Raw genomic sequence first — 6069 nt, 5'->3', positions numbered from 1 at the left:
CGGCGCGGATCTTCGCATTCCGAAGCGGTCAGAACGGTCCGGCGCCGAACGCGGAAAGAATTCCGGAATCTTCTACCCGGGTGCGGATTCTTCCTCCACGTTCGGCCCGCCGTCCACGAGCCGTGCGCACCCAGCACGTCGGTACCGATCAGTATGCCTACCACGTTCCCCACACCCACGGTCACGGGGAATCGGCGGACGATCACGGTGCGTATCTCTCCTCACGGCCTCCATGACCACTGGTTTGATGGCCTGTGGAAATGAGTGCGAGAATCTCACAAAGCCGGGCACCCAGCGGGTCCCGGCCGCCGCGTGAAGCACGGTATCCGGCCTCCGACAGCCCGAGGAGGGGGAGCTCCGAATGTCACCGGAACCCCGCGTCGTCAAAGAATGCTTCGCCCGTCTCGAAGCCGACCCGGCGGGCGCCACGAGCTATTTCTACGGCCGCCTCTTCGCCTCGCAGCCCCGGCTGCGGGCCCTGTTCCCGCCCGCGATGGGCGGCCAGCACGACCGGTTCTTCCACGCCCTCACCCAGATCGTGTGGAGCCAGGACAACCCGGAGGAACTCGCCGGCCATCTGCGCCGGCTCGGCCGCGGCCACCGCAAGTACGGGGTGCTGCAGGAGCACTACCCCGCCGTCGAGGCCGCGCTGACCGCCACGCTGCGCGCCTACGCCGCCGACATCTGGACCGCCGAGGCCGAGGGCGCCTGGCTCGCCGCCTACCGGTCCGCCGCCGACACCATGATCCGCGCGGCGGCCGACGACGCCGCCGACGCGCCGCCCTGGTGGGTCGCCGAGGTCGTGGAGCACGACCGCCGCGCCCCCGACCTCGCGACGCTCACCCTCCGCCCCGAACGGCCGCTGCCGTTCGCGCCCGGGCAGCACGTCACCGTGCAGACCGCGCGCTGGCCGCGGGTATGGCGGCCGTACTCGATCGCGAACGCGCCCCGGCCGGACGGGATGCTGCGGCTGCACGTCCGGGCCCGTCCCGGCGGATGGGTGAGCGGCGCCCTGGTCCGGCACACCGGGCAGGGCGACACCGTCCTGCTGGGCCCGGCCGAAGGCGCGATGACGCTGGACCCCGGCTCGGACCGTTCGCTGCTCCTGGTCGGCGGCGGCACCGGCCTCGCCCCCATGAAGGCCCTCGCCGAGCAGGCGGCCGACCTGGACCGCGACGTCGACCTGCTCGTCGCGGCCCGCCACGCGACCGGCCTCTACGACCTGCCCGAGCTGCGGCGGCTGGAGTCCGCGTGCCCGCGGCTGCGCGTCGTCCCCGTCCTGTCGCGCGCGCAGGGGCCCGGCGCCCTCACCGGCCGGATACCGGACGTCCTGCCGGGCCTGCTGGCCGACGTCGGCGACCACGACGCCTACGTGGCCGGGCCCGTCCCCCTCGTCCGCCGGACGGTCGCCGCCCTGCAGCGCCTCGGCACGCCCCTGACCCGCATCCACCACGACCTGCTCACCGCCGGCGACTGACGCCGGGTCACCAGCCGGCGCGCTCGCGCAGGAACGCCGTCGTCGCCGCGTCCGCCGGATAGAACGACTCGATCGCGAGCTCCGCCACCGTGATGTCGACCGGCGTCCCGAACGTCGCGATGGTGCTGAAGAAGGACAGCTCCCGGCCGTCCACCCGCATCCGCAGCGGGACGAACACCTCGTGGCCCGCGGGCGGCGCCATCGCCTCCCCCACGTCCCCCGGGAAGCTGCGCAGCTCCTTGTACAGCTGGGCGAGCGCCGTGTCCGCGGTCAGCGCCACATGCCGCCGCACCCGGTCGATCATGTGGGCGCGCCACTCCGCCAGGTTCAGGATGTTCTTCGCCATCCCGTCCGGATGCATGCTGAGCCGCAGCACGTTCAGCGGCGGCTCCAGCAGCTCCGGCGGCGCGCCCTCCATGAAGAACGCGGCCGCGCCGTTGGCGTCGATCAGGTTCCAGAACCGGTCGACGACCACCGCCGGGTACGGCTCGTGCCCGTCCAGCACCTGCCGCAGCGCCGCCCGGACCGTGTCCATCTTCGGCTCCTCGATCGGCGTCTCGTCGAACACCGGCGCGTACCCGGCCGCCACGAGCAGCAGATTGCGGTCGCGCAGCGGCACGTCCAGATGCTCCGCGAGCCGCAGCACCATGTCCCGGCTCGGCGCCGACCGCCCCGTCTCCACGAAGCTCAGGTGCCGGGTCGACACGTCCGCGTCCGACGCCAGCTCCAGCTGACTGAGCCTGCGCCGCTGCCGCCACGCGCGCAGCTGGTCCCCGATCGGCCTCACGTCACTCAACGCCATCGTCATCGTCGTCACGCCCCGACGCTACCGGCCTCCCGGTCAGGCGCACGATTACGTCCGGGGTAATGGACGCGGCCAGGCCCCGGTCGCCAGGGTGGACGCACACCGTCCGAGGAGGCTTCATGACGACCGGGCTCACCCCCGACCAGCTGACCGACGCCATGCCGTTCGCCCGCGCGCTCGGCGTGGAGATCGACACCGCCGGCCCCGAGGAGGTCACCGGCCACCTGGACTGGGCCCCGGACCGCTGCACCGCCGGCGGCCTCATGCACGGCGGCGCCCTCATGGCGCTCGCCGACACGCTCGGCGCGGCCTGCGCCTTCCTCAACCTGGCACCCGGCACGTCCACGACGACGCTGGAGTCCAAGACCAACTTCTTCCGCGGCGTGAAGGACGGCCACGTCCGGGGCGTCGCGCACCCCCTGCACACGGGCCGCACGTCGATCGTCGTCCAGACCGACCTCGTCGACGCCACCGGCCGCCGCGTCGCCCAGGTCACCCAGACCCAGGCCGTCCTACGGCCCTGACCCGGCGCCTTTACGTTGTAGATTTTTTGGACAGGTGCTCGCCGAAGAACGCGAAGATGCGGTCCCAGCCATCGGCGGCGTTCTCGCGGCCCCGGCCCAGCCCGAAGACGATCTTCGCGACCGGCCCGAGCGGGCCCGGCGGGGCGAACCCGGTCAGGAAGCTGTGCCCGGTGCGCGGATACTCCTTCACGTCATGCGTGACATCGGCGATCGTCAACGCCCGCTCCAGCTTGTCCGCCGCCCCGCGCAGCGTGGGGTCGGCGGCGCCGTAGCTGCCGACGACCGGGCACGCGCCGCGCAGCGACTCCTCCGGCCGGCGCGGCAGGATCCCGTAGTTGGCCGCGGCGGCCTTGAAGTCGTACTTCGCCGCCGCGACCAGCGCGAACCCGCCGCCCATGCAGAACCCGCAGACGCCCACGTCGCCGGTGCAGTCGTCCCGGCCGGCGAGCCAGGCACGCGTCGCCTCGATGTGGTCGTAGGTGGGGCCGCGCCGGGCGCGCATGTCCCGCATCGCCTTGGTGACGCACCGCACCCACGGCGCCCCGTCGTACAGATCGGGCAGGACGGCGACGTACCCGTTCGCCGCGAACCGGTCGGCCTGGGCGCGCATGTCGGCGTTCGCACCCATCGCCTCGAACACGATGACGACGCCGGGCCAGGGCCCCTCCCCCTCAGGCACGGCGAGGTACCCCGGCAACTCACGACCCCCCACGGGAATGCTGATGTCAGACATAACGTCCAATAATTCACGAGACCTAAGCTCTGTGCCAGCCCCGGCTGCGCCCCGGCGACTCAGACCTTCCACCACTCGCACCCCGGCCCGTCCTCCACGACGTACTCGTCAGCACTCTTCCTGACGGCAGTCGTCACACTCCCCCCACTAAGCCGATCTTGCTCGGACCTCGAGCCGTCCGCTGGCCGGGCCGCCCCCGAAACGACGACCTTGCCATTCCGTCGAACCACCAGAAGCTCATGCGGGACGGCCACGCAATGTACGCCACCTGAATACTGGCGGAACCCATCATGATAACCCTCGTCGTTCCAATAACGACTGGGCTGACCACGCCCATGGTTGACGAGCGGTCGATTGCGTTTGACGACCAGGGAAACCACATAGGACGGGCGAAGGTTGCGAAATGATTGCCCGTTGGGCATCACCCGCAACTGTCCGGTGCGGTCATCCATGCGGATGTTGGCGCTGATACCGGCCTTGACGGCGAGCGTCTGCAGCCCTCCGGCCAGTTCTGCGGACGCGGTGTAGACCACCCGGTGCCCGCTCTTGCCATGGGTGGTGCCGTCACCTTCGACCATCGCGTCGATGAACACCTGGATTATCTCGGGAGTCCAACGGTGCACCTCTTGGGGCAGCCTCTTGTCGATCGCCCGGCCCAGCCGGGCGAGGTAGTCGCGCAACGGAGCGCATTGGGTTCGGACGCATCCATGACCTGACGCCGGCACGTAAGCCGAAAGACCTAATTCGTGTACCACGCCGACCATCGCATCCAAGACCGGCCCCCGGTTCTGAGCCAAAATTATCTGGTGGCCATTGATCGAACCTTCCGCGAGGAAGTAGCCGAGAAACCTTGCAAAAGGCCTTGCCGGGAAGGCCTTGCCCGAGTAGTCGCGTCGGCAGGGCGCACCGTTGTCCGAGCGTGTCCATGTCCGGCTCGTCGACGGAATCAATACGTCGGTGTCGGTGCCGTTGCGCCACCCGGCCGTCTTCTCATATCGGACGCGCTTGTGCAGGAGAGCGCTCGACGTCTCGATCGCGAACGGCTGTTGCCCCCGTCGCGCGGCACGCGTATCGAACCGCTGAACCCACAGCGGATGGTCGACACCGACCAGCAGATCGATCTGCTCTGACCTGACGCGGTACATCGGCCCCCGGACTTCGCGATGGAACACGGCAGTTGCCGCCTGGTACTCCAAGGCGCCGGTGCAGGGATCGACGGCCGCGAAGATCTCGGTCCCCTTCACCAGCGGCCAAGGCTTCCAGCCGTCCGCCGTCAGAACATCCGTCCGGTCGTCGTAGCCGTGCCTCATCCCCCGCCGCCTCCGTCACCCTCGGCACCACCGCGGTCACAGGAGATCACGAAGCACTGACAGAACGCGCCCGCCGATGTTCTGGGCAAGGGCGGGCACTGTGTTCTGCACGGAGGCTAGGGGCAGACGCGGCCGTTGGTCTCGAAGGCGGCGTGGGTGAGCGGCATGAGCTTCGCCCACTCGGCCTCCATCAGCTCGGCGACCATCTCGATCTCGCGCTGCGGGAACGACGGGAAGGTGGCGTCCTCGCGCCTGACGCGCAGGGACAGGAAGTTCATCAGGGCGCGCGCGTTGCAGGTCACGTACATCGAGGAGTAGAGCCCGACCGGCAGGACGCTCCTCGCGACCTCACGCGCGATGCCGGCGTCCAGCATCTCCGTGTAGGCGCGGTACGCCTGCCGGTAGCTTTCCTTCGTGACCTCCGTGACGATCTTGTGCTGCTCCGGGGTGCCGTCCACGAACACGTACTTGCCCGGCTTGCCCTCCTGGACCAGCTTCCGTTCCGGGCCCGGCACGTAGAAGACGGGTTCCAGCCTGCGGTAGCGGCCGCTCTCCTCGTTGAAGGAGAACGTCCGGTGCCGCATCTGCTCGCGGAACACGAAGATCGGCGCCTTCACGTAGAAGGTCATCGAGGAGTGCTCGAAGGGGGTGCCGTGCCTGTCCCGCATGAGGTAGTTGATGAGGCCCTTGGAGCGTTCGGGGTCGGCCTCGATCTCCGCCAGGGAGTTCTCCCCCTTGGTAGAGACACGCGCCGCCCACAGCACGTCGGCGTCCGAGGCGGCGGACTTGACCAGCTCCACCACCACGTCGCCGCGAAACTCGATCTCCATCGCTTCGTCGTCCGCCATCGGACCTCCCCCTCATGTCGACTCCGCCGCCTCCGCAACCTTAGCGGCGACGGCCGACAGCGGAACTGAGCGGATGTCAGGTGCCAATGAGAATGATGCTCATGGCGTTGTGGTGGACACTGGGAGGGTTCGTCCAGCTGGGGAGGGTTCGGTGGGGTCGGAATTGAAGGTGCTGGGGGCCTGTCCGCTGGACTGTCCCGATGGGTGCTCTTGGGTCGTCACCGTGCGGGACGGGCAGGCGATCCGGCTGCGGGGGAATCCCGACCATCCGTATACGCGCGGGGCGCTGTGCACGAAGGTGAACCGGTGGCTGGAGCGGGCCTCGCAGCCGGACCGGATCCTGTATCCGCTGCGGCGGGTGGGGGCCAAGGG

The 6069-nt window shown here is 69.7% G+C and carries 6 protein-coding genes and 1 pseudogene; 3 read left to right on the top strand and 4 right to left on the bottom strand.

The window, feature by feature from the left end; genetic code table 11:
* Positions 1-361 precede the first annotated feature (361 nt).
* Positions 362-1477 carry a globin domain-containing protein gene (locus tag E1293_RS43405; RefSeq protein ID WP_132205420.1) on the top strand — a complete coding sequence of 372 codons (1116 nt, stop codon included), beginning with the start codon at positions 362-364 and terminating at the stop codon, positions 1475-1477.
* A gap of 7 nt (positions 1478-1484) precedes the next feature.
* On the opposite strand, the gene E1293_RS43400 is transcribed toward E1293_RS43405, so the two are convergent.
* Complete coding sequence (locus E1293_RS43400) at positions 1485-2285, bottom strand: helix-turn-helix domain-containing protein (RefSeq protein WP_132205422.1); 801 nt, start codon at positions 2283-2285, stop codon at positions 1485-1487.
* A gap of 116 nt (positions 2286-2401) precedes the next feature.
* Here E1293_RS43400 and E1293_RS43395 point away from each other — a divergent pair, with 116 nt between their 5' ends.
* Positions 2402-2806, top strand: coding sequence for a PaaI family thioesterase (locus E1293_RS43395; RefSeq protein ID WP_132205418.1), 405 nt, complete (start codon positions 2402-2404; stop codon positions 2804-2806).
* A gap of 10 nt (positions 2807-2816) precedes the next feature.
* On the opposite strand, the gene E1293_RS43390 is transcribed toward E1293_RS43395, so the two are convergent.
* From E1293_RS43390 to thyX, 3 genes are all read right to left on the bottom strand, one after another.
* A complete protein-coding gene (locus E1293_RS43390; RefSeq protein ID WP_132205416.1) occupies positions 2817-3539 on the bottom strand; it encodes a dienelactone hydrolase family protein in 723 nt (240 codons plus the stop codon).
* Positions 3540-3598: 59 nt separating this feature from the next.
* Complete coding sequence (locus E1293_RS43385) at positions 3599-4849, bottom strand: LAGLIDADG family homing endonuclease (RefSeq protein WP_132205414.1); 1251 nt, start codon at positions 4847-4849, stop codon at positions 3599-3601.
* A gap of 116 nt (positions 4850-4965) precedes the next feature.
* The gene (gene thyX, locus E1293_RS43380; RefSeq protein WP_132205412.1) at positions 4966-5697 is read right to left on the bottom strand and encodes an FAD-dependent thymidylate synthase; all 732 of its coding nucleotides are present in this window, start codon (positions 5695-5697) and stop codon (positions 4966-4968) included.
* A gap of 73 nt (positions 5698-5770) precedes the next feature.
* Here thyX and E1293_RS43375 point away from each other — a divergent pair.
* Positions 5771-6069: pseudogene (locus tag E1293_RS43375) on the top strand (hypothetical protein); the annotation flags it as partial.

The sequence above is a fragment of the Actinomadura darangshiensis genome, from assembly GCF_004349235.1.
GTDB lineage: Bacteria > Actinomycetota > Actinomycetes > Streptosporangiales > Streptosporangiaceae > Spirillospora > Spirillospora darangshiensis.
This window is presented reverse-complemented; position numbering and strand designations above follow the sequence as displayed.

Bases quoted from the DNA above. Each gene is read 5' to 3' on its own strand.
- E1293_RS43385 (WP_132205414.1), bottom strand. From the start codon at position 4,849: ATGAGGCACGGCTACGACGACCGGACGGATGTTCTGACGGCGGACGGC.
- E1293_RS43395 (WP_132205418.1), top strand. From the start codon at position 2,402: ATGACGACCGGGCTCACCCCCGACCAGCTGACCGACGCCATGCCGTTC.
- E1293_RS43390 (WP_132205416.1), bottom strand. From the start codon at position 3,539: ATGTCTGACATCAGCATTCCCGTGGGGGGTCGTGAGTTGCCGGGGTAC.
- E1293_RS43405 (WP_132205420.1), top strand. From the start codon at position 362: ATGTCACCGGAACCCCGCGTCGTCAAAGAATGCTTCGCCCGTCTCGAA.
- thyX (WP_132205412.1), bottom strand. From the start codon at position 5,697: ATGGCGGACGACGAAGCGATGGAGATCGAGTTTCGCGGCGACGTGGTG.
- E1293_RS43400 (WP_132205422.1), bottom strand. From the start codon at position 2,285: ATGACGATGGCGTTGAGTGACGTGAGGCCGATCGGGGACCAGCTGCGC.